Genomic DNA, 21,236 nt, shown 5'->3' with positions numbered 1-21,236 from the left:
AGAGAAACCCCACCCAGGTCGTACTCAACCGAGCTTACGGTCGGCCCAGCGATCCACCGCGCTGTCGCGCAGTTCACGGATCGACTCCACGCCCTCGCGGGCGACCAGCTTCGACAGTCCCTTGACGATGGCCGATGGCAGGCCGGGACCTTCATAGACCATGCAGGAATAAAGCTGCACGAGATCGGCCCCTGCCCTCACCTTTTCCAAGGCCGTTTCCGCGGAGGAAATACCGCCAACGCCGATAATCGGCAGATTGGCGCCGACGCGACGGCGCATCTTGGCGAGAACCGTGGTGGAAAGCTCAAATAGCGGCTTGCCGGACAGGCCGCCGGCCTCGCCCTTATGCAGACCGGGCCGCAGGCCTTCGCGGGAAAGCGTGGTGTTGGAGACAATCAGTCCGTCGAGATCATGGGCCAGCGCCTCTTCGGCAACATCATCCAGCCCCTCTTCGGTCAGATCGGGCGCGATCTTGAGGAAGACCGGGATGCGTTTGCCGAAACGTTCGGCTTCCGCCTTGCGGCGTTCCAGCACCGCCGTGAGAAGGGCGGCAAGGCTTTCGCGCGCCTGCAGGTCGCGCAGACCGGGCGTATTGGGCGAGGAAATATTGACGGTGAAATAGGACGCAACCGAATAAAAGGCCTCGATGCCCTGCACATAATCGGCGATGCGATCTTCGCTATCCTTGTTGGCGCCGATATTGACGCCGACAATGCCGCGCAGACGCGCCTGCTTCAGACGCTCCAGCGCAGCGGCATGACCTTCATTATTGAAGCCGAGGCGGTTGATGACACCTTCATCTTCGACCAGGCGGAAGATGCGCGGCTTGGGATTGCCGGATTGCGCCTTCGGCGTGACGGTGCCGATTTCGGTGAAGCCGAAACCGAGCCGGAGAAGCGGCCCCGGCACTTCCGCATTCTTGTCGTAACCCGCCGCCATGCCGAGCGGATTGGGGAACACGAGACCCGCCACGGTCTGCTGCAGACGCGGATCGTGCGGCACCATGCAGGTGGGCAGAAAGCCGCTTTTCAGCGCCGCGATGGACAGGCTATGCGCCTTTTCCGGATCGACCAGAAACAGGCCCTTGCGGCCGACAGAGGAAAATAATCCGCTCATCACAAAATCTCCGGAAACTGGTGCTGGCCGTCGTGGCCGAGTGAAAGCGGCGTTTCCCAAAGCACCGCGGTCAAGGGAAGAGACGCGTAGAGATGCGGGAAAAGATCGCCGCCTCTGGAGGGTTCATAGACCAGCTTGTCGCCAAGGGCCGCGCCATCGACTGCAATCAGAAGCAGATCGAACTGGCCGGAAAAATGCCGTGCGGCGGTCTCGGCCACCTGTTTTGCCGTTGAAAAATGAATGAAACCATCGGTCAGATCGATGGCTGCGCCTTCGAAGACGCCCTTCGCCCTGGCCGCACTCCACAACGTCTCCGGCACGATTTTATAGATGATCGCGGGCGTTTCCTGCATGGGGCTCTCCAAGGCTTTCCAGCACTTTCCTGTCCGGGCGGTTTGCCGCAAAGCATGGCAATTGTCCACAGTTTCCACGGCATTTTTATTGCGGAAGCCCTGAAAGACCGCCTGTCCACAAGCTTTTCCTTGTAATGCGGGAGCGATTGGCGCAACCTTTGGCAAAGGAGCCGGAAGCGTTCGACCGCCGGCAAATGGAGTGCGCCAGTACCCAAAAAAGAACCGCATAACGCCCTTGGGAGGGGGCCAGAATGTCGGAACTTGTCATTATCATAGCAGATGACCACCCGCTTTTTCGCGGCGCCCTGAAACAGGCCGTATCCGGCCTCGACGGGCAGCAGACCATTGTTGAAGCCGGAGATTTCGAGGCTGCCCGAAGTGCAGCCGCAGCGCGCAACGACGCCGATCTCATGCTGCTCGACCTCGCCATGCCGGGGGTCAGCGGATTTTCAGGCCTGATGGCGCTGAGAGCGGAATTTTCCAGCCTGCCGATCGTCATCGTTTCAGCAACGGACGATGCGACCACCGTTCGCCGATCCATCGAACTCGGCGCTTCCGGTTTCATTTCCAAGTCCTCTGGTATCGATGATATCAGAGACGGCATCCGCGCGGTTCTGGAAGGTGATCTCTGGATACCGTCAGGTCATCAGGGCGATAAGGAACAGGATCCTGACGTGGCCGATCTCATCGGCCGGCTCAGAACACTGACGCCGCAGCAAAGCCGGGTTCTGGGCATGCTGGCCGAAGGGTTGCTGAACAAGCAGATCGCCTATGAGCTCAATGTTTCCGAAGCCACCATCAAGGCGCATGTCTCCGCGATCCTGCTGAAGCTCAAGGTCGACAGCCGCACGCAGGCGGTGATCCAGTTGGCCAAGATAAATACGTCGGCCATGGTGGCGTAGAGCAAGGATTTTATTCCTTTCCTTGCTTTACTCCTGACCGGATATGGTCTAGATTCCGGTCAATATACGACAGGAGCTTTCCGCTATCGGCTCCACTTGCGGGCTTTCTATCATGCTTTCACACGAGACGATCTGGAGCGCCATCGATACGCTTGCTAAACGCCATCAGCTGACGCCTTCGGCATTGGCGAAGCGCGCCGGTCTCGATCCCACCTCGTTCAACAAATCGAAACGTTTCGGGCCAGATGGCCGCAAACGCTGGCCTTCGACGGAATCCGTCTCCAAGGTGCTGGAAGCGACGGGGGCAAGCGTCGACCAGTTTTTCGGTTATGCTTTCGGCAGGGCGCAGACGATGCAGCCTTCGGGCGCGGACAACGCCATTCCCCTGCTCGGTTTCGCCCAGGCAGGCTCCGGCGGCTTTTTCGATGATGGCGGTTTTCCGGCCGGTCAGGGCTGGGATGTGGTAGAATTCCCCTCCTCTCCCGAGCGCAAACAGGGCGTCTATGCGCTGGAAGTGCAGGGTGAGAGCATGATGCCGCTTTACCGTGACGGCGACATCCTCATCGTGGAGCCGGGCGCACAGGTGCGGCGCGGTGACCGCGTCGTGCTGAAAAGCCGCGACGGCGAAGTGATGGCGAAGGTGCTGGCGCGGCAAAGCCCCAAAAACATCGAGCTTCTTTCGCTCAACCCGGAACATCCCAATCGCAGCTTCGACATGGCCGATGTGGAGTGGATTGCCCGCATCATCTGGGCCAGCCAGTAGCCCGCGATTGCGGACACTGGCTTCCCGTTTCAGCCGTTGCGGCCCGGGAAACGCGCAGAGAATTTCCTCTACAGGCCGAGCGCCGTTGCCGCGGCATCGACCGTCATGATCTTCGCACCACCGGACACCGCCCTGCGGACGAGGCCCTGAAATCTGTCTTCAGGGCAACCGTAAAAGCTTGGTGTGCGCGAAACATCATGGGTGAAGATGATGAGCCAGCCGCCTTTCTGCAGAACATCTTCCAGCCAGTGGTCGGCGGCGTCGAGGTAGTTCTGATCCGCACGCAACTCGACTGCGGCAAGATTATACGGGTCGATGCTGCCCCGGTTGATGCCAGGCATGATGCCGCGTGCAGTCCTGAACCGGCGCCGCAGCAGCGACTGCATGACCGGTGAGGCCATGCCGAAGGGAACGGAGAAATTACGCCCGTGGCGGCCTCCATCGAATGATCCGAGCACGGTGTCATTACGATCGAGGTCCGCCTCGAGCCCCCGTCGTGAAAAGCTCGAAAGTTTGCGATGGGAAAAAGTGTGGCAGGCAAGTTCATGGCCGGCCGCTGCCAGTTCCGAACAGCCTTTTGTGGAAATCATCTGCTGCTGTTCATCGTATTTGTCGATGAACACGCCGGCGATATAAAACGTCCCGCAGACGCCCTCGTTTTCCAGAATGCGCGCACCCGCCGTCCAGGCGCTTGCCGGCACATCGTCGAATGTGAAGGACACGATCGGTTCGGATGTTTCGATCCGTGCCGCCGGTCCCGGAAAATAGCGCACCAGCCGGTTATTGATCCGGTCTGCAAAAGTCCCGATTTTTTGCGTCATACAAAGCCCCCCGGCCTGTCTGCAAATTACTGCCCCTGTTCAAGTATGTCGTAAGCCTGATGCCTCAAACAATAGATTGCGATCAGCAGAGAAGACCAGATAGGCCCGGTTCCGGTAAAGAAATTACTCTCAAGACACGAAGAAAGTAACGCATACACCCAAATTCGCGCAAAAAGTCGGGTCAGGCCCGGATCCGTACCCTTGTCCACCGCAGTGCGGAAATCGTTCGCGGGGATGATGACCAGCCAGATGACGGTGAGAATGAAGGCCGGCAAGCCGCCATTCAGCAGGCTTTCGATATAGCCATTATGGGCATGGAAGGCTGTAACGGCCCAGGTGCCAGCTATATCGGCCTGCGACAGGAGCCGGTCGCTCGCCCAGAATGCCTGGAACCCCTGCCCGAAGATCGGCGATTGCGCAAAAGTGTCGAAGGACAGCCGCCATATGTCCGTGCGGCCGGTGAAGGTGGAATCGATGCCCAGGCTTTCGACAAAATTCTGTATGCTCGGGAAATAAGTGGAGCCAACCGCGGATATGTTGATGAAGGCGAGAAGACCGCCGATCATCAACAGCGTGCGGTGGGCATGCCTTTCCATGACCCAGATCAGCGCCAAGGTGACCGGCAAAAGCATGGCCGCGGTTTTTCCATTGGTCTTCCACAGGAAGAAACCGGCCAGCAGCGTGATGGCGATGCCGCCCAGCGTCGACCAGGCGTTGCGCAGGTAAAGCCCGATCATGAAAAGAATGATCATGGCCGGAGCGGCGGCGTTCTTGTGGTTGAAAATGCCGCGCCAGTCTCCCGCGAGCGCTTTCTCATCGAGATCATAGGGCTGATGGATCGAGCGCGAACTGAGGAAGATCACCCCCAGATAACACAACGCCAGGAGAATGATGGCGAAGATGGCCATCATCCGGTCGAACTGCCGCCGGTCGCGCGGCATGACGACGAGAACGCTGGTGATGAAGCACAGGAGCGCCGTGAAGACCAGACGTTGCAGCGACGTGCCGGGCTGGGTTCCAACCACGGAGCATATCGCCAGCCAGAAGAACAGCAGCAGAATGGGCAGTCGCGGCCGCAGCAGAAGCCCCGTCAGGCGGTGGCGCAGCGCAAAAACGCCGAGGATCAATGCGATCACGAGGCCGGTCAGCTGGTTTGCGGCGGCGTGCGGCACCGGCGGCGCTGCCAGATTTTCGAAAGGGGCGACGGAAATCCAGATATAGAGCATGGTGGCGACGAAAAAAATCGCGTCGCGCCGGCCGCCGGCAAGTGATATGGCGCTGCCCTGTGCAGAAATGGGCTGCGTATCAGCCAAACGCGGCATGGTCGCCTGCACCTGATATGGATGATCGGATCATTGGCCTGCCTCGTGACGAACAACGAAACCCTTCTGAAACAGGGCCATGTCCAAATAACCATAAACAGTCATTATCATCATTATTATGCAATTGCTTTAACCCTCTCTTACCTCAAGAGGGATAAGACAGGATAAACTGCCATTCATTCGGGTCGCGGACCTTCACATTATTGGCCGGTTGCGGCTTTTTCAGTTCGCCAGATTTTAAAAACAGCGCAGTCATTTTTGAATTCCCCCGGCAATGCCGGAAAACATGGAGAATGAGGTGTCGTTCAATACGCCGCGGCTCGGCCATCTAGTCAGACTGGGATTGACCTACATGGCGTCAGGCGGAGCGCTCCTCATGTCCAGCGCCGCCCAGCTTTTGACCTTCGCGCTGCTTGCCCGCCATCTCGGTGTCGAACAATTCGCGCTTTACGCATCCATCACGGCCGTCACCAATCTCGGTGTCCAGATTTGCGGTATCGGTTCGCAGGAATCACTGATCCGCCGCGTCGCGCAGGATCGCAGCATGTTTCCCGTCATGCTCGGCCACAGCTATCTCCTGAGCGCCGCGACAGGCGTGGTGCTGACAATCATCGGCATGGTGACGATCCCGGTATTTTTCCCGACCTCGGAAACCCTGCTGCACACGCTGATCACCACCTTCCTGATCCTGTTCACCAACCTCGTCCTCCTGAAAGTCATCTCGCTTTCCACGCAGAGCTTCATCGCCCATTCCGACTTCGCCTCCGCCAACAAGCTGGAAGTGATGTTTGCCGTCGCCCGCACCATTGCCGCAGTGGTCGCCTGCCTCATCTTCAAGGTGGAAACCGTGGAGGCCTGGGCACTGTGGAACCTCGCAGCCCACACGATTGCAGCCATGATTTCGGTGAAGGCGATCGCAAGACTCGGCCGCCCGGTGTTCCGCATCGTGCGTGAGGAAATCCGCATCGGCATCCTGTTCTCCACCCAGTTCCTGTTCAAGGCCGTGCGCGGCAATGCCGATATTCTCGTTCTCGGCGCCATTGCCAGCGCCGAGGTGCTGGGCAGTTATTCCATCGCCCGGCGCATTCTCGACAGTTCCTATCTCTCCGTCGAGGCCCTCAACCGGCTGATCTATCCGGGTTCGGCCTCCGCCGCCCTGCAGGGCATCAGCAAGACCATAGAACGCGCCTATAATGTGCTGAAGGCTGCACTTTTCATCGCAACCGGCAGTGCGCTCGTCATTTTCATCATCGCACCCTTCCTGCCGCTTTTGTTCGGCGATGAATATGTCTCGCTGCCCGTCATCACCCGCGTGCTTTGCTGGGCGGTTCTGCCCATGGCCGTTGCCGCCACCGCGCTTGAGGCGCTGGGCGCATCCGGACGGCAGGATATTCGCGCGAAGATCTGGAACAGCGGCAATCTCATCGGCTCCGTCGTCGTCGCCTTCTTCACCTGGTCCTTCAGCATTTCGGGAACGATCGGCAGCTATTTCATGGTGGAAACCGCGATCGCCGCCGCCGTGTGGATCGCGCTGCTGCGCCTGCGCCGAAACGAAGAGGTTTTCGCGCCGGCCAAATAAGAGCTGGCTTCAGAACCAACCTGGTGGCCGGCTCTCTCTAATAGAGCCCGTAAGGGAAATAACGCCGGTATATTTCTTCCAGCCGGCCGTTGCGGGAAAGGGCCGCCAGCGCCTGATCGAAAGCCGGAACAAGCACGTTGTCGGGATCGACTGTCATGATGGACAGGCCTTCGCCGAGAAACCTGTCGGACATATAGGGACCACCGAAGAGCGCGCAGCAACCTTCGGACGCGCTTCCCGAAACCCAGAAAGGCAGGCGCAGACCGTCGGCGAAGATGGCGTCCACCTTGCCTTTCTTCAACGCGTCATACATGGGTTCATAGCCCTCGAAACCCTCGGCCGCGGCCTTTGGAAAGAAAGCTTTCAGCATCTGTTCGTGCCGAGAACCGGCAACCACACCCACCTTCTTTCCAGAAAGCGCATCAGCGCCGGAGCCGGTGAATTTCGCCGCCTTGTTCACCGCAAGACGGGCAGGCATCAACAGATAGGGCCGCGAGAAGGTGAAACTCTTGCGCAGATCGGCAGTGGTGGCGAGGCCGGAAATGACCGCTTCGCCCTCGCCCATTTCAAGCGCCGCCTCCAGCTCGTCAAACGGCAGCGCCTGCACCTGGCATTTGCTTTCGACCTTCAACTGGGCGCAGATTTCACGCACCAGATCGACATGGAAACCTGCAAGCCGGCCTTCCTGATCGGTAAAATTGAACGGCGGAAAATCGACCGACATCAGAAATCTGATGCGGGGAACTGAAGAAAGGTCGCCGCCCGGAAATCGCTCCTGCGCATCGAACAACACCGGCATCCGGTTTCCGTCCGACAATCCCTCCGCACGAACTTCACCAATAAAACCAGTCAATTTTAAAGCGAGAGCTAAAGTAAAACCGATACCTATATTCCGCGTTACATTCGTCATTCTCATCTATACTATCCGTGACAGAAAGTGGGGCGGCACCATGACGGCGGCGGCGATGCATGGATTATTTTAGGCAATATACACGAGATTCGTTTTGTACGACGCCGGCGACACGAAAAATTGCATTTTCCCGTACCAGCGATGATCCGCTTTGGGCCGCTTCCGAACAGGACCAGGCCGAACAAGCCCGCTTTCTCTCTTCGCTGGGATTTGGCAAGCCCTATATCGAGGCATTCGAACAGCGGGCGCTGGAAAATGGCTCGACTGTAGAAGACGAATTGCTGGCAAGCAGTCTCGTAACGGCGGATGCCTATTTCAGCGCTTTCGCCAGATTGCTGCGGTTGCCGTTTCTTCCGGAAATAAGCCCGGGCCGGGTGGTGGACCTGAACCGACTGGACACTCAACTTGCCGAACCAAGGTTGCTGCGGCTGACACCGCTGCACGGCACGCCGACGCTGCTGATCGTGCCGGAACTGGCGCGTATGGCGTCTCTGAAAAACATGCTGGATCAGCGCCCGCGTCTTCTCGACGAATTTGCCGTAACCACACCGCAAGCCATGCGCAACGCAATCTGGAAAGCGGGCGAGGCCCGCCGCCTGGCGGAAACCCAGCAGCGGCTTTTCAACATGGCGCCACACCATTCCGCGAGGATCACGCTGCACGGCCAGCAGGGTTTCTGCAGCGGCATTCTCGTTACCCTGCTCATTCTGTCGCTGCTGTTTTATACGGAAGCGGCATTTGCCTATCTGCATATCACCCTGACGCTTCTTTACCTCTTTACCCTACTTTTCAGGCTGTTCGCCCTCGTCCATGCACCCACGGAAAACGGTGCCGTCTCGCTTTCTCGGCAGGAAAACGAACTGCCTGTCTATACCGTTCTGGTGGCGCTTTACCGGGAAGAGGCCGTCGTCGGGCAGCTCATCGGCGCATTGGAACGTCTGGACTGGCCCAGATCCCGACTGGACATCAAGCTTGTCTGCGAGGCTGACGACGACGCAACGATCGAGGCGATCCGGCGGATAAACCCCGGCCCGCATATAGAGGTTGTCAGGGTGCCGCCTTCCCTGCCGCGCACCAAACCCAAAGCCCTCACCTATGCGCTTTCCGGCGCGCGCGGCGCATTCATTGTGGTCTATGATGCCGAGGACCGGCCCCATCCGCAGCAATTGCGTGAAGCCTATACCACCTTCCGCAATGAGCCAGACGAGGTGGCCTGCCTGCAGGCGCCGCTTATCATCAGCAATGCCTCTTCCTCCTGGCTCAGCGCCTGTTTCGCCTTGGAATATTCCGGTCTCTTCCGCTGCATGTTACCTGTGCTATCCACACACGGCTTGCCGCTGCCGCTTGGCGGCACCTCCAATCATTTCCGGACCGCCGTGCTGCGGCGGGCCGGCGCCTGGGATCCCTATAATGTAACCGAGGACGCCGATCTCGGACTCAGGCTGCATCGGCTCGGTTATCGTTGCGGCGTCATCCGGCGACAGACGCTGGAGGACGCGCCGACCTCGCTGCCCGTGTGGCTGAACCAGCGAACACGCTGGTACAAGGGTTGGCTGCAAAGCTGGCTGGTGATGACCCGTGCGCCTTTTGCGACCGCGCGCGACATGGGATGGTTTGCCTATATGGTTTTTCAGCTGCTGATCGGTGGCATGCTTCTGTCGTCGCTTGCCCATCCCCTGCTCTTCGTTTCCCTGGCATTCATGACTATCGCCATCCGGGAAAACGGTGCTGATCTGCTACTGACCTGGCAAGGTCTGCTGTTTTTTATCGATGTGCTGAATATCGCCGGGAGCTACACGATCTTCGTGCTGATGGGCCGAAGCAGAATGATCGCCTATGAAAGACGACATGTCGGAAGGCGATGGCTGGCGATGCCCGCATATTGGCTGATGTTATCAGTCGCGGCCTGGCGGGCCGTGGTGGAGCTCAAAACCAAACCCTTCACATGGAACAAGACACCACACGCGCCGGTCGTCAAAAAAACCGACTGACCCGGCATTTTCGAAAACAGTCAAAATAGATTTGGTGCTTCTTTCGGTCAACCGCGGCGACGCTTCATGGTTTCAGCGACATGCTGTTATCCGCAAAGCCGCTTCAGGCCTTGCATTACCGGTGTCATCAATAATAGAAGCCAATGCCTTGCCGAACGAAGCTCCTCCTTCGGCAAGGTCCGTCATTTCATCCTGAAGGCGACCGAACCGCTCTACTTGGCAACGAGCTTGTTCTTGATCAGGCCGACGATGATCTGCACGATCAGACCACCGACACCGCCGCCAACGAGCTGACCGGCAAGAGCGCCGATATCCACGCCGCCAGCTGCTGCACCTCCGGCCGCGCCAAGCAGCGATCCGAGCACGGTTCCGCCGCCGAGGCCGCCAATGACGCCGGCAATCAGGTTGCCGAGCGAACCAAGATCGGAGTCCTTCACTATCTTTCCACCGGCCGTGCCGCCTACCGCACCGCCAACGATTTGGGCCAATATCGAAGCAAGATCCATGTCATCCTCCTCAGTCGTTTCCTCGACCATTCGAGGAAACAAAGCCTCTTATTCATGTCTGCGCAGGTTGAACCGAACCGGTGTGGCCGGCCTTCTCTTCCTCGCCGAAAATTTTCCAGATCACGGCCCCGATGGCGCCGCCAAGGATCGGAGCGAGCCAGAACAGCCAGAGCTGCTGCAGCGCCCATCCGCCGACGAACAGCGCCTGTCCTGTCGAGCGGGCCGGATTGACGGATGTGTTGGTGACCGGAATGGAAATCAGATGAATAAGGGTAAGGGCAAGACCGATGGCGATCGGCGCGAAGCCGGCCGGAACCCTGCCATGCGTCGACCCCAGAATGACGATAAGGAAAAATGCCGTCAGAATGACTTCGATCAGCAGCGCCGATACGACAGAATATCCGCCCGGCGAATGTTCGCCATAACCATTGGCGGCAAAACCGCCAATGTCAGCCCCTGCCTTGCCGGTGAGGATGACATAAAGCGCCGCAGCCGCGACGATCGCCCCCAGAACCTGCGCCACGATATAAGGCACGAGGCTTGCCGCCGGGAATTTACCGGCAACCGTGAGGCCAACTGAAACAGCCGGATTGAAGTGACCGCCTGAAATGCCGCCAACCGCGTAGGCCATGGTCAGAACGGTCAGACCAAAAGCGAAAGCGACACCAAGGAAGCCGATGCCGAGTTCGGGAAAGGCGGCGGCAAAAACCGCGCTGCCGCATCCTCCGAATACGAGCCAAAAGGTTCCCAGAAATTCCGAAAGAAGTTTGCGACTCATAACACTTTCCCTATGTTACGACTGCATCAACTATTACGTGCAATTTAATCGTAGTCAAGCTAAATTGTGTACTACTCCCAAAAGCCGGCTCCACGACGATCCGGCCAAGACCGTATCCCCACCATTTCAGGATGTTCCGCGGAAAATAGTGGCTTCAGCCCACCTCTTCCGGCAGCCCCGGAAGAGAGCCCGGCTCTATCTCATTCGTAAGCCAGACACCATTTTTGGCCTGAAAGAAACGATGGCCTCCCTGATGCAGCGCCAGGGCGGAGATCGTCAGAATGACGGGTTTTCCGTGCCTTTCTCCAACTCTTCTCGCTGTTTCTTTATCAGCGGAGAGATGGACATATTGCCGGTTCTGCGGGAGCAATCCCTTTTCCCTGATGCTGCCGAGAAAACGGGTGGCTGTGCCGTGATAGAGCAAAACGGGTGGCTCGACAGGCTCGAGACCGAGATCCACCACCACCGAATGGCCCTGATTGGCCCGGATGAATTGCCCATCGGCAGAAATGGCGAACCGCTTCTTGTCGCTGGTATCGACAATCTCAAGCAGCAACTCATGCGTAAGGGGAATATCGGCTCTTGCTATCAACTCGTCGATATTGGCCCACCCTTCCGCGTCGAGTTCGATACTGATCGCATCCGGTTTGTGACGAAGGACATAGCTTAGAAATTTACTGATCTCGCTGAGGGACTGCGCCATCGGGATGCGGCTTTCTCTTATGACCTTTAATATTCCGGCACATGGATCGCGGCATCGCTGGAGCGGGTGAAGGGAATCGAACCCTCGTATTCAGCTTGGGAAGCTGCTGCTCTACCATTGAGCTACACCCGCGCGCGCATAAGACATCGGATAGTTCGCAGCGGGTGTCAAGCACCCGCCGGGTTCGTTATTCCGCGCGAAAATGCTTGGAGAGCTTCAGTCCCTGCGCCTGATAGTTGGAGCCGAGGCCGCTGCCATAGAGGCCTTCCGGTTTCTGCAGCATGTGCTCGTAAACAAGCCGGCCAACGATCTGCCCGTGTTCCAGAATGAAGGGCACCTCGTGGCTGCGCACTTCGAGCACGGCGCGGCTGCCGGTGCCGCCGGCCTGCGCATGGCCGAAGCCCGGATCGAAGAAGCCGGCGTAGTGCACACGGAATTCGCCCACCAATGGGTCGAATGGCGTCATTTCAGCCGCGTAAAGCGGCGGAACGTGGACAGCTTCGCGCGAAACGAGAATATAGAATTCATCCGGGTCGAGGATCAGTTCGGCGCGGCCGCGCGCGTAGAGCGGCTCCCAGAAATCGAGAACGTCATGCTGGGCCTTCTTGTCGACATCCACCACCGCCGTGTGATGTTTGCCACGATAACCGATCAGCCCGTCTTCGCCGAAACCCTTGAGGTCGATCGAAAGCGCGATGCCGCCGCCGGTCACGTTGGGCGTGTCGCTTGCGACCAGCATTTCCGTCTCGTGCAGCTTCAGCAGTTCACTTTCGTTGAGCAGCGAATGGCCAATGCGGAAGCGGATCTGCGACAGGCGTGAGCCCCGGCGCACCACGATGGGGAATGTGCGCGGGCTGATTTCCAGATAAAGCGGGCCGGCATAACCAGCCGGTATCTTGTCGAATTCCTGCGCGTTATCGGTCATGACGCGGGTGAAGATATCGAGACGGCCGGTCGAGCTTTTCGGATTGGCCGAGGCAGACATGTCCGCCGGCAACGCAAGGCTTTCCATCAAGGGAACGATATAAACGCAACCGGTTTCCAGCACCGCGCCCTGGGTGAGGTCGATCTCGTGCAGGCTGAGACGATTGAGCTTGTCGAGGACGTGGGTTCCGGGGCCGGGCATGAAACTGGCGCGCACGCGATAGGCCTTCGAGCCGAGCCTGAGATCAAGGCTGGCGGGCTGCACCTGATCAGCATCGAGATCGGCCTCGCTCTTCAGCTTGCCGCCTGCAAACAGCGCCTTGATCGCGCCATCCGCCAAAATGCCCGTGGTTCTCGTCATGGTCATCATTCCTTTTTACAGCGACAAAACCAAAAGGAAAGCATTGACGCAAGCCGGTAACGGCAGTATGGCAAGCTTATCCCGTGGTGATTTGGCCGGTCGGCTTGCAGCCACGTTAAACAAGTGGCTAAAAAGACCGGGTGCTAGGAACCGGTCTGCTTTTGCGGCCGGTTTTTTTGTTTTGAAGGTGATCACATGAGCAATAAATGGCGCCCAGCAACCCAGCTCGTTCACGGCGGTACGCTACGCTCCCCTTACGGTGAAACGTCGGAAGCGATCTATCTGACCCAGGGTTTCGTCTACGAAAACTCCGAAGCCGCCGAAGCGCGCTTCAAGGGTGAAACGGATGGCTTTATCTATGCCCGTTATGCGAGCCCTACCAACGACATGTTCGAAAAGCGCATGTGCCTGCTGGAAGGTGCTGAAGACGCCCGCGCACTTGCCTCTGGCATGGCCGCCGTCACCGCCGCCATCATGTGCCAGCTGCGCGCCGGCGACCATATCGTTGCTGCCCGCGCCCTTTTCGGCTCCTGCCGCTGGGTGGTCGAAACGCTCGCGCCGAAATACGGCATCGAATGCACGCTGATCGACGGTCGGGATCTCGGCAATTGGGAAAAAGCGATCCAGCCCAACACCAAGCTATTCTTCCTCGAAAGCCCGACCAATCCGACGCTCGAAGTGGTGGATATTGCCGGCGTGGCGAAGCTCGCCAACCAGATCGGCGCCAAGGTGGTGGTCGACAACGTCTTTGCGACGCCGCTTTTCCAGAAGCCGCTCGAACTCGGCGCCCATATCGTTGTTTATTCGGCCACCAAACATATTGACGGCCAGGGCCGCTGCCTCGGCGGCGTGATCCTTTCTGACAAGAAGTGGATCGAAGAAGAGCTGCAGGATTATTTCCGCCATACCGGCCCGGCCATGTCGCCGTTCAATGCCTGGACGCTGCTGAAAGGCATCGAGACCCTGCCGCTGCGTGTGAAACAGCAGACGGCCAATGCCGGCAAAATCGCCGATTTTCTCGCCGATAACGGCAAGGTCGCCAAGGTCATCTATCCCGGCCGCGCCGACCATCCGCAGGCCGACATCATCGCACGGCAGATGTCCGGCGGTTCGACGCTGGTGGCCTTCGAACTGAAGGGTGGCAAGGAAGCGGCCTTCAAGCTGCAGAACGCGTTGGAAATCGTGAAGATTTCCAACAACCTCGGCGACGCCAAGAGCCTTATCACCCATCCCGGCACGACGACGCACAAGAACCTCTCCGACGAGGCGCGTGCTGAACTCGGTATTTCCGGCGGCACCCTGCGCCTTTCCTGCGGCATCGAGGATACCGACGATCTGCTGGAAGACCTGGCGAAGGGTCTGGCGGCCGTTTCGGCCTGAAAATTCAATCGGCAAATCGCCATGGCCTGACCGCGTGTCGGGCCATGGTTCGCCGGTGCGGTCCGAAAAGACCCTATCAGGCAACCAATATTTACCTTTCCCGTTATCCCTAACGGTGGAAAGCAGCGCAACAGGAGATGCCCCCTGCCCGTCAAGTCATTCATTTTCTTGACGATAGCTAGAACCTATAGTGTAGGATGTGGCGGCAGGCATAATATCGAGGTGTGGCGCGTATGTATCGTGCTCTGACAAGGGATATCGAGGTAACGGTCGACCCGTATTATCTCGAGGAACAATCCGACCCGGATGACGATCGTTACGTCTGGGGCTACAAAGTCGTGATCGCGAACAACTCCGATATTCCGGTTACCCTCGTCAATCGCTATTGGCACATCACCGATCAGAACGGACAGGTCGATGAGGTCTATGGGCCTGGCGTCGTGGGTGAGAAGCCACATCTTAAACCCGGCGACAGCTACGAATATTCCTCCGGTTGCCCGCTGGACACACCTTCGGGCCTGATGTTCGGCCACTATGAAATGGAAACGGAAAATGGCGAGGTGTTCAACGTCACCATACCCGCCTTTTCGCTGGATTCACCGGGCCTGATGCGGGTTCTGAACTAACCACTCGCCCGGCAATGAAAAAGCCGCACCCTTTGTGGGGCACGGCTCTCTATTCAGGCATTTTCAAATTCGCTGACATCGTAGCGATAGGTGGTGGAGCAGAACTCGCAGGTCACGGCAATGGCGCCGTCTTCCTCGCTCGCCTTGATCTCTTCGGCGGTGAAGCCTGACAGCACACCCTTGATCTTGTCCCGCGAGCAGCTGCAACGGTCGAAAACCGCCTGCGCATCATAGATGCGCACGCCGCTCTCATGGAAAAGCCTGAAGAGCAGGCGTTCCACCGGCACCTGCGGATCGGTCAGCTCGTCGGTATCCACCGTGTTCAACAGCGTGACGGCTTCCATCCAGGCATCATCCTCCTGCACCTCGTGACCGCTTTCATCGCCGTCGCCGCCATGCAGGTCGCGCATACGCAGCCGCTCGGGCGCCTGCGGCAGGAACTGCGCGATAACGCCGCCCGCACGCCAGCCATGACGCGGCTTGCCTTCGCCATCACGGTCGAAGAACTCGGCAACGCCCAGCCGCACGCGGGTGGGCAGCTGTTCCGACTGACGGAAATAAACCCCGGCAATGTCTTCCAGCGATGAGCCATCGAGCGGCACGATGCCCTGATAAGGCTGCATGCCCACGCCCTGATCGATCGTGAAGGCCAGAATGCCGGTGCCGAGCAATTGCTCCGGCGAGGTTGCGCCTTCCGCGATCGCCGCCGCCAGCCGCTCCTCGTCGAAACGGGCGTAAGCGCGCATGCTTTCAGGCGCGGTAAAATCCGCGACCAGCAGGTCAACCGGGCCGTCGCCCTTGGTCTGGAGGGTCAGCTTGCCGGAAAACTTGAGCGACGTGCCGATCAGCGCCGTCAGAACAGTCGCTTCCGCCAGCAGGCGGGCGACCGCGGCAGGATAATCGTGCCGCTCGAGAATGGCATTCAGCAGCGGCCCAACCTGTACGGCGCGGCCGCGCACATCCAGACCTTCGACCTGAAAGGGCACAACCTTGTCGTCGCCAGCAAAATCGAGATCGTCCAGTTCAACCGTTACATTTGCCATGTCATACTCCTTGGCGCAGCCGTGGCGCCGCTACCGTCCAAAAGTCCGGCTTTTAAAATGTGCTTTTTCCGCTTGTCGCACAGAGACCCGGGAAGAGAAACCGCTTCCGGGAAAAACGTGCAAATCGTGATGATGGCCCGCCAGCAAAACCGACGAGCCTCTTCGAAGTCCCACAGATGGTAATCTATGCGGGCAAGTTCAAGCACCCGGCGTGACGCGTGTCAGGCCGGGGGAAATTGCTCAGATGGCGCCCATGCACCAGGCAATGATGGACTTCTGCGCGTGGAGGCGGTTTTCCGCCTCGTCGAAGACCACCGATTGCGGACCGTCGATCACGGCATCCGTCACTTCTTCACCGCGATGGGCCGGCAGGCAATGCATGAACAGCGCGTCTTTTTCCGCCTTGGCCATCAGGGCTTCGTTGACTTGATAGGGCTGGAAGATGTTGTGGCCGCGCGCCTTGTGTTCCTGGTTCATGGAAACCCAGGTATCGGTGACGACGCAATCGGCCCCGGCCACGGCCTTGTCGGCATCGTGGCACAACATGATCTCGCCGCCATTGTTGCGGGCCCAGTTCAGGAACTTGTCATGCGGTTCGGAACCCATCGGCACCGCCATTGTCATGCGGTAACCGAAGCGGGCCGAGCCTTCCACGAAGGAATGCAGGACGTTATTGCCGTCACCCGTCCAGGCAATGGTCTTGCCTTTGACCGGGCCGCGATGTTCCTCGAAGGTCATGATGTCAGCCATGATCTGGCAGGGATGCGTGTCGTCAGTCAGGGCGTTTATAACTGGCACGGTTGCGTGCTCGGCAAGCTCCAGCAGGCGCGAATGATCCGTCGTGCGGATCATGATGGCGTCGACATAACGCGACAGCACCTTGGCCGTATCGCCGATCGTTTCGGCACGACCGAGCTGCATTTCAGTACCGGAGAGGAAAAGCGTCTCGCCACCAAGCTGGCGCATGCCGACATCAAAGGAGACGCGGGTGCGGGTGGAGGGCTTTTCGAAGATCATTGCCAGCATCTTGCCGGCAAGCGGCTTTTCCGCCGTTCCGGCCTTGGTTGCGGCCTTGCGCGCGCGGGCATCGTCGAGAATTGCCCGCAGGTCCTGCGAGCTGACGGCCGACAGGTCAAGAAAATGTTTAGGTGAAGCCATTTCAAACGTCCCATGCTCGCGAGCCTCCGGGAAGAGGCCCGCCCTTTATTGTTTCCTCAGGCGATTTTTGCCTGTTTCGCTGTCAGGGAAGCGGCGGCCGCTTCCACGCGTGCCAGCCCCTCACGGGCTTCTTCCGCCGTGGTAACGAGCGGCGGCAGGAGACGGATGACGTTGTCGCCCGCGGGCACGCCGAGCAGATGCTCGCCGCGCATGGCCTGCAGCAGTTCGCCCGACGGGACCTTCGCCTTGATGCCGAGAAGCAGGCCTTCGCCGCGAATTTCCTCGATGACATCAGGATAACGATCCTTCAGCGAAGCAAGGCCCTGGCGGAAGACCAGCGCGACATCACGGACCTTCTCCAGAAAGCCCTCGGAGAGGACGACATCGAGCACGGCATTGCCCACAGCCATGGCCAGCGGGTTGCCGCCATAGGTGGTGCCGTGCACGCCCGCCGTCATGCCGGAAGCGGCATCCGCCGTCGCAAGGCATGCGCCGAGCGGGAAACCGCCGCCGATACCCTTGGCCACCGCCATGATATCGGGCGCGACACCCGTCTGCTCATAGGCAAACAGCTTGCCCGTGCGGCCGACGCCGGTCTGGACCTCATCGAAAATCAGCAGCATGCCATGCTCATCGCAGAGCGACCGCAGCAGCTGCAGGAATTCCTTGCTGGGCGCACGGATGCCGCCCTCGCCCTGAATGGGCTCGATCAGAAGTGCAGCCGTCTCGGCCGTGATGGCGGCTTTCAGCGCCTCAACGTCACCGAAGGGCACCTGGTCGAAACCTTCGACCTTGGGACCGAAACCTTCGAGATATTTCTGCTGGCCGCCGGCGGCGATCGTCGCCAGCGTACGCCCATGAAAGGCGCCTTCGAAGGTGATGATCCGGAACTTTTCCGGATGCCCCTTGGAATAATGATAACGGCGCGCGGTCTTGATCGCGCATTCCAGCGCTTCCGCACCGGAATTGGTGAAGAAGACCTTGTCTGCGAAGGTCGCTTCCGTCAGGCGCTTGGCGAGCTTTTCCTGGCCCGGCACTTCATAAAGGTTCGAGACGTGCCAGACCTTCTCGGCCTGGGTCTTGATCGCTTCCACGAGGTGCGGATGGGCGTGGCCCAGCGAATTGACCGCTACGCCGGCCGCAAAATCCAGATATCGTTCGCCGCTCTCCGTGAACAGCCAGACGCCCTCGCCTCGCTCGAAGCGCAGGGGGGCTCTTGCAAACGTATCGAACAATGGCGCGGCGGCTTCGGCCATGGCTGTATCACTCCTTGCGCGGATGCGCTGTCAGACGGTTGTCAATAGGCTCTGAGGGTTATCCCTCGCCTGAAAATCAAAAATGCCGCCTCGCGGCGGCAGGGGCACTATTGTCACTTCGCCTGCCGATGTCAACAAAAGTCCGTATTTCCCGGGCTTCTCAAGCCCTAGTAGGTGGCGGCCCGCGAGGCCCAAGGTGTTGCCTTTCAGACTCAACTCGCCAGCAAGTTGGGGAAAACCGGAAAATCGATTCGAGATGATTCCCGTGACTCTTGCCACGGAGTCTGCGTGGCACTAGGTTAATCGCTAATTACTAGACTGCATTGCGGCGGAACTAGTCACCAAAAATCCGGCAGAAACCACGCTCGCGGCACGCCCGCGAGACGGAGAAGGATTCTGCCGACATTATACGCGACGAGCGGAGAAGCGGCATGAACTGGACAGACGAACGAGTCGAGAAACTCAAGAAATTATGGTCCGAGGGCCTTAGCGCCAGCCAGATTGCAGCGCAGCTCGGCGGCGTCAGCCGTAATGCCGTGATCGGCAAGGTCCATCGTCTCAATCTGCCGGGACGCGTCAAGGCTGGCGGCCCGGTCACTTCGGCGCGCTCTGCGCCCAAGCGCACCGCTGCACCTGCCCCACGCGCGACGACCTTTGCAGGCCGCGTCAATGCGGCGCCGGCGCGAATCCTCACCCGTTCCAACGCGGCAACCGCGCTGAATGAGGAGATCGACATCGAGACCGCACAGGTTCTTGATTACGTTCCTTCCAAAAACGTGGTCTCGCCGATTTCCCGTCGCCTGACGCTGACGGAACTGACGGAGCGCACCTGCAAGTGGCCGGTCGGCGATCCGCTGAAGGATGATTTCCATTTCTGCGGTTGTGAAGCGCTGGAATCTTCGCCCTATTGCAAGTTCCATGCGAAACTCGCCTATCAGCCGGTAAGCGAGCGCCGCAAGGCTTGAGTGTTGCGGCACGCATTCGACACTCAAAAACTACGGGCCTTCGGGCCCGTTTTTTTATGACAAAATTCAGGCGGTTCCGGGGGTCAACTCACGGGCGAAGCGCCGAACCCTATCTTCCATCGCTGTCAAACCCGACCCACAATCCCGATTGAGCGGGCGGGATTTCAGCCAATTGTCCGTCATCCCATCAAAAAGGATGAAGCTGTCGCGTTTGGGAGCGCCCAAAAAACCGAAAGGCCCGACACCATTCCGGTTTCGGGCCTTTCGGTTTTTGGCGGGATGTTGCCCCGAGTGTAACTCGTCGGTCGAGTCTTGCTCAGGCTTCCATCGAATATCCGGCGCCACGCACGGTACGGATGACATCCTGCATATGCGAAAAATTGAGCGCTTTGCGCAGGCGTCCGACATGCACGTCGACGGTGCGCTCATCCACATAGATATCGTGACCCCACACGCCATCCAGCAATTGCGAGCGGGAGAAAACCCGGCCTGGAGAGGTCATCAGGAATTCCAGCAGGCGGAATTCCGTCGGGCCGAGGCGCACTTCGCGGCTCTTGCGGTGAACACGATGGGTCTCGCGATCCAGCTCGATATCACCGCATTTCAGCACCGAGGAGAGAACCTCGGGACGGGCCCGGCGCAGCATGGCCTTGACCCGGGCCATGAGTTCCGGCGTCGAAAACGGCTTGACGACATAGTCGTCGGCGCCGGTGGCAAGGCCGCGAACCCGTTCGCTTTCTTCGCCGCGCGCCGTCAGCATGATGATGGGCAGGCGTTCTGTTTCCGGCCGCATTCTGAGCCGACGGCACAGTTCGATACCGGAAACGCCGGGAAGCATCCAATCCAGGATAAGAAGGTCCGGAATACGTTCCTGCAGCCTGATTTCTGCTTCGTCTCCACGGGGTATCGTGTCGACGTCATATCCCTCAGCCTCGAGATTGTAACGAAGGAGGACGCTCAGCGCTTCCTCGTCTTCCACAACTGCAATCTTGGGCACCATATGCTAACTCCGCAAGCCGCTGCTCGTCTGTTACTCGGTCACCGAACCGAGCGTGTTGGAACTGTCGTCCTTCGGACGCTCACCTTCCGGCTGGCTGCCGGTGGTCATGTAATAGATCGTCTCGGCGATATTGGTGGCGTGGTCGCCAATACGCTCGATGTTCTTGGCGCAGAACAGAAGATGCGTGCAGGTGGTGATGTTGCGCGGATCTTCCATCATGTAGGTCAGAAGCTCACGGAAGAGCGACGTATACATGGCGTCGATTTCCTCGTCGCGCTCGCGGATGGCATTGGCCTTCTCGGCGGAACGCGTGGAATAGACGTCGAGGACTTCCTTGAGCTGCACCAGCGCAAGCTCCGACAGGTGCTCTATGCCGCGGGCGAGCTTGCGCGGCACACCGGTTCCGGCAACCGCGATCACACGCTTGGCAGTGTTCTTGCCAAGGTCGCCAACGCGTTCAAGGTCGCCGGCGATACGCAGCGTGCCGATGATCTCGCGAAGGTCGGCCGCCATCGGCTGGCGTCTGGCGATGGTGACGATGGCCTTGTCGCCGATCTCGCGCTCGGAATGATCGAGGATCGCGTCATCGGAAATGACCTTCTGAGCGAGCGCGGCGTCGGAATTGACGAGCGCACGCACGGCATCGGCACACATCTGTTCCGCGAGACCGCCCATTTCGGCGATGCGGCGCGTCAGGAATTTCAGTTCGTCGTCATAGGCCGACAGGATATGCGAATGGGTCGTTGTCTGTGTCATGGTCTAGTCCTCCGGCTTGGCCT

Annotated in this window: 21 protein-coding genes, 1 tRNA gene and 1 riboswitch; of the genes, 7 read left to right on the top strand and 15 right to left on the bottom strand. The window is 59.1% G+C overall.

Going from position 1 to position 21,236, the window contains the following annotated elements:
* Window positions 1-24: 24 nt before the first annotated feature.
* Both V6S97_RS10635 and V6S97_RS10630 read right to left on the bottom strand, forming a co-directional pair.
* A complete protein-coding gene (locus V6S97_RS10635) occupies window positions 25-1,116 on the bottom strand; it encodes a quinone-dependent dihydroorotate dehydrogenase (protein ID WP_111784632.1) in 1,092 nt (363 codons plus the stop codon).
* Complete coding sequence (locus V6S97_RS10630; RefSeq protein WP_099085674.1) at window positions 1,116-1,469, bottom strand: DUF952 domain-containing protein; 354 nt, start codon at window positions 1,467-1,469, stop codon at window positions 1,116-1,118. Before V6S97_RS10630 ends, V6S97_RS10635 begins: the two co-directional genes overlap by 1 nt.
* 251 nt (window positions 1,470-1,720) lie before the next feature.
* Between V6S97_RS10630 and V6S97_RS10625 the strand changes: the two genes are divergently transcribed.
* Window positions 1,721-2,371: a response regulator gene (locus V6S97_RS10625; protein WP_003503525.1), complete on the top strand. Its 651-nt coding sequence runs from the start codon at window positions 1,721-1,723 to the stop codon at window positions 2,369-2,371.
* A gap of 112 nt (window positions 2,372-2,483) precedes the next feature.
* Complete coding sequence (locus V6S97_RS10620) at window positions 2,484-3,134, top strand: S24 family peptidase (RefSeq protein WP_003503527.1); 651 nt, start codon at window positions 2,484-2,486, stop codon at window positions 3,132-3,134.
* A gap of 68 nt (window positions 3,135-3,202) precedes the next feature.
* Here the strand turns inward: V6S97_RS10620 and V6S97_RS10615 are convergent, their stop codons facing one another.
* A complete protein-coding gene (locus V6S97_RS10615) occupies window positions 3,203-3,955 on the bottom strand; it encodes a polysaccharide deacetylase family protein (RefSeq protein ID WP_129564618.1) in 753 nt (250 codons plus the stop codon).
* A 26-nt stretch (window positions 3,956-3,981) separates the two neighbouring features.
* Window positions 3,982-5,277, bottom strand: a complete 1,296-nt coding sequence (gene uppY / locus V6S97_RS10610; RefSeq protein ID WP_003503531.1) for a Wzy-type polysaccharide biosynthesis protein UppY — start codon at window positions 5,275-5,277, stop codon at window positions 3,982-3,984.
* A gap of 286 nt (window positions 5,278-5,563) precedes the next feature.
* On the opposite strand from uppY, the gene uppX reads away from it, so the two are divergent.
* Window positions 5,564-6,856 carry a Wzx-type polysaccharide biosynthesis protein UppX gene (gene uppX / locus V6S97_RS10605; protein ID WP_161973993.1) on the top strand — a complete coding sequence of 431 codons (1,293 nt, stop codon included), beginning with the start codon at window positions 5,564-5,566 and terminating at the stop codon, window positions 6,854-6,856.
* Between the two features lie 37 nt (window positions 6,857-6,893).
* On the opposite strand, the gene V6S97_RS10600 is transcribed toward uppX, so the two are convergent.
* A complete protein-coding gene (locus V6S97_RS10600; RefSeq protein ID WP_003503535.1) occupies window positions 6,894-7,655 on the bottom strand; it encodes a transporter substrate-binding domain-containing protein in 762 nt (253 codons plus the stop codon).
* A gap of 170 nt (window positions 7,656-7,825) precedes the next feature.
* Between V6S97_RS10600 and V6S97_RS10595 the strand changes: the two genes are divergently transcribed.
* Window positions 7,826-9,757 carry a glycosyltransferase family 2 protein gene (locus tag V6S97_RS10595; protein ID WP_334426770.1) on the top strand — a complete coding sequence of 644 codons (1,932 nt, stop codon included), beginning with the start codon at window positions 7,826-7,828 and terminating at the stop codon, window positions 9,755-9,757.
* Window positions 9,758-9,969: 212 nt separating this feature from the next.
* On the opposite strand, the gene V6S97_RS10590 is transcribed toward V6S97_RS10595, so the two are convergent.
* From V6S97_RS10590 to V6S97_RS10570, 5 genes are all read right to left on the bottom strand, one after another.
* On the bottom strand, window positions 9,970-10,263 hold the full coding sequence (locus tag V6S97_RS10590) for a hypothetical protein (protein WP_334426769.1): 294 nt from the start codon (window positions 10,261-10,263) through the stop codon (window positions 9,970-9,972).
* A 52-nt stretch (window positions 10,264-10,315) separates the two neighbouring features.
* The gene (gene aqpZ, locus V6S97_RS10585) at window positions 10,316-11,041 is read right to left on the bottom strand and encodes an aquaporin Z (protein WP_080865799.1); all 726 of its coding nucleotides are present in this window, start codon (window positions 11,039-11,041) and stop codon (window positions 10,316-10,318) included.
* 154 nt (window positions 11,042-11,195) lie between these two features.
* Entirely contained in the window at window positions 11,196-11,744 is a 549-nt protein-coding gene (locus V6S97_RS10580; RefSeq protein ID WP_060722862.1) for an RNA 2'-phosphotransferase, read from the bottom strand.
* Window positions 11,745-11,802: 58 nt separating this feature from the next.
* Window positions 11,803-11,876, bottom strand: a tRNA-Gly gene (locus V6S97_RS10575).
* A gap of 55 nt (window positions 11,877-11,931) precedes the next feature.
* On the bottom strand, window positions 11,932-13,029 hold the full coding sequence (locus tag V6S97_RS10570) for a 2'-deoxycytidine 5'-triphosphate deaminase (RefSeq protein ID WP_107675136.1): 1,098 nt from the start codon (window positions 13,027-13,029) through the stop codon (window positions 11,932-11,934).
* 73 nt (window positions 13,030-13,102) lie between these two features.
* Window positions 13,103-13,181: riboswitch (SAM riboswitch) on the top strand.
* Between the two features lie 43 nt (window positions 13,182-13,224).
* Between V6S97_RS10570 and V6S97_RS10565 the strand changes: the two genes are divergently transcribed.
* On the top strand, window positions 13,225-14,409 hold the full coding sequence (locus V6S97_RS10565; protein ID WP_003503544.1) for an O-succinylhomoserine sulfhydrylase: 1,185 nt from the start codon (window positions 13,225-13,227) through the stop codon (window positions 14,407-14,409).
* 233 nt (window positions 14,410-14,642) lie between these two features.
* The gene (gene apaG, locus V6S97_RS10560; RefSeq protein WP_003503545.1) at window positions 14,643-15,035 is read left to right on the top strand and encodes a Co2+/Mg2+ efflux protein ApaG; all 393 of its coding nucleotides are present in this window, start codon (window positions 14,643-14,645) and stop codon (window positions 15,033-15,035) included.
* A 53-nt stretch (window positions 15,036-15,088) separates the two neighbouring features.
* On the opposite strand, the gene V6S97_RS10555 is transcribed toward apaG, so the two are convergent.
* From V6S97_RS10555 to V6S97_RS10545, 3 genes are all read right to left on the bottom strand, one after another.
* Window positions 15,089-16,078, bottom strand: a complete 990-nt coding sequence (locus V6S97_RS10555) for an Hsp33 family molecular chaperone (RefSeq protein WP_334426768.1) — start codon at window positions 16,076-16,078, stop codon at window positions 15,089-15,091.
* A 240-nt stretch (window positions 16,079-16,318) separates the two neighbouring features.
* Complete coding sequence (gene argF, locus V6S97_RS10550) at window positions 16,319-17,236, bottom strand: ornithine carbamoyltransferase (protein WP_003503550.1); 918 nt, start codon at window positions 17,234-17,236, stop codon at window positions 16,319-16,321.
* A 56-nt stretch (window positions 17,237-17,292) separates the two neighbouring features.
* Complete coding sequence (locus tag V6S97_RS10545) at window positions 17,293-18,492, bottom strand: aspartate aminotransferase family protein (protein ID WP_112292908.1); 1,200 nt, start codon at window positions 18,490-18,492, stop codon at window positions 17,293-17,295.
* Between the two features lie 431 nt (window positions 18,493-18,923).
* On the opposite strand from V6S97_RS10545, the gene V6S97_RS10540 reads away from it, so the two are divergent.
* Entirely contained in the window at window positions 18,924-19,457 is a 534-nt protein-coding gene (locus tag V6S97_RS10540; RefSeq protein ID WP_003503553.1) for a GcrA family cell cycle regulator, read from the top strand.
* A gap of 316 nt (window positions 19,458-19,773) precedes the next feature.
* Here the strand turns inward: V6S97_RS10540 and phoB are convergent, their stop codons facing one another.
* Window positions 19,774-20,457 (bottom strand): phosphate regulon transcriptional regulator PhoB, encoded by a 684-nt coding sequence (gene phoB, locus V6S97_RS10535; protein ID WP_003493692.1) that lies wholly within the window; start codon window positions 20,455-20,457, stop codon window positions 19,774-19,776.
* A gap of 30 nt (window positions 20,458-20,487) precedes the next feature.
* Window positions 20,488-21,213 (bottom strand): phosphate signaling complex protein PhoU, encoded by a 726-nt coding sequence (gene phoU, locus V6S97_RS10530; protein ID WP_003503555.1) that lies wholly within the window; start codon window positions 21,211-21,213, stop codon window positions 20,488-20,490.
* Between the last annotated feature and the right edge of the window lie 23 nt (window positions 21,214-21,236).

It is taken from the genome of Agrobacterium sp. CCNWLW155 (genome assembly GCF_036888815.1).
Classification (GTDB): Bacteria; Pseudomonadota; Alphaproteobacteria; order Rhizobiales; family Rhizobiaceae; genus Agrobacterium; species Agrobacterium radiobacter.
Note: the sequence above shows the minus strand (reverse complement) of the source record. Positions and strands in the feature narration are given on the sequence as shown.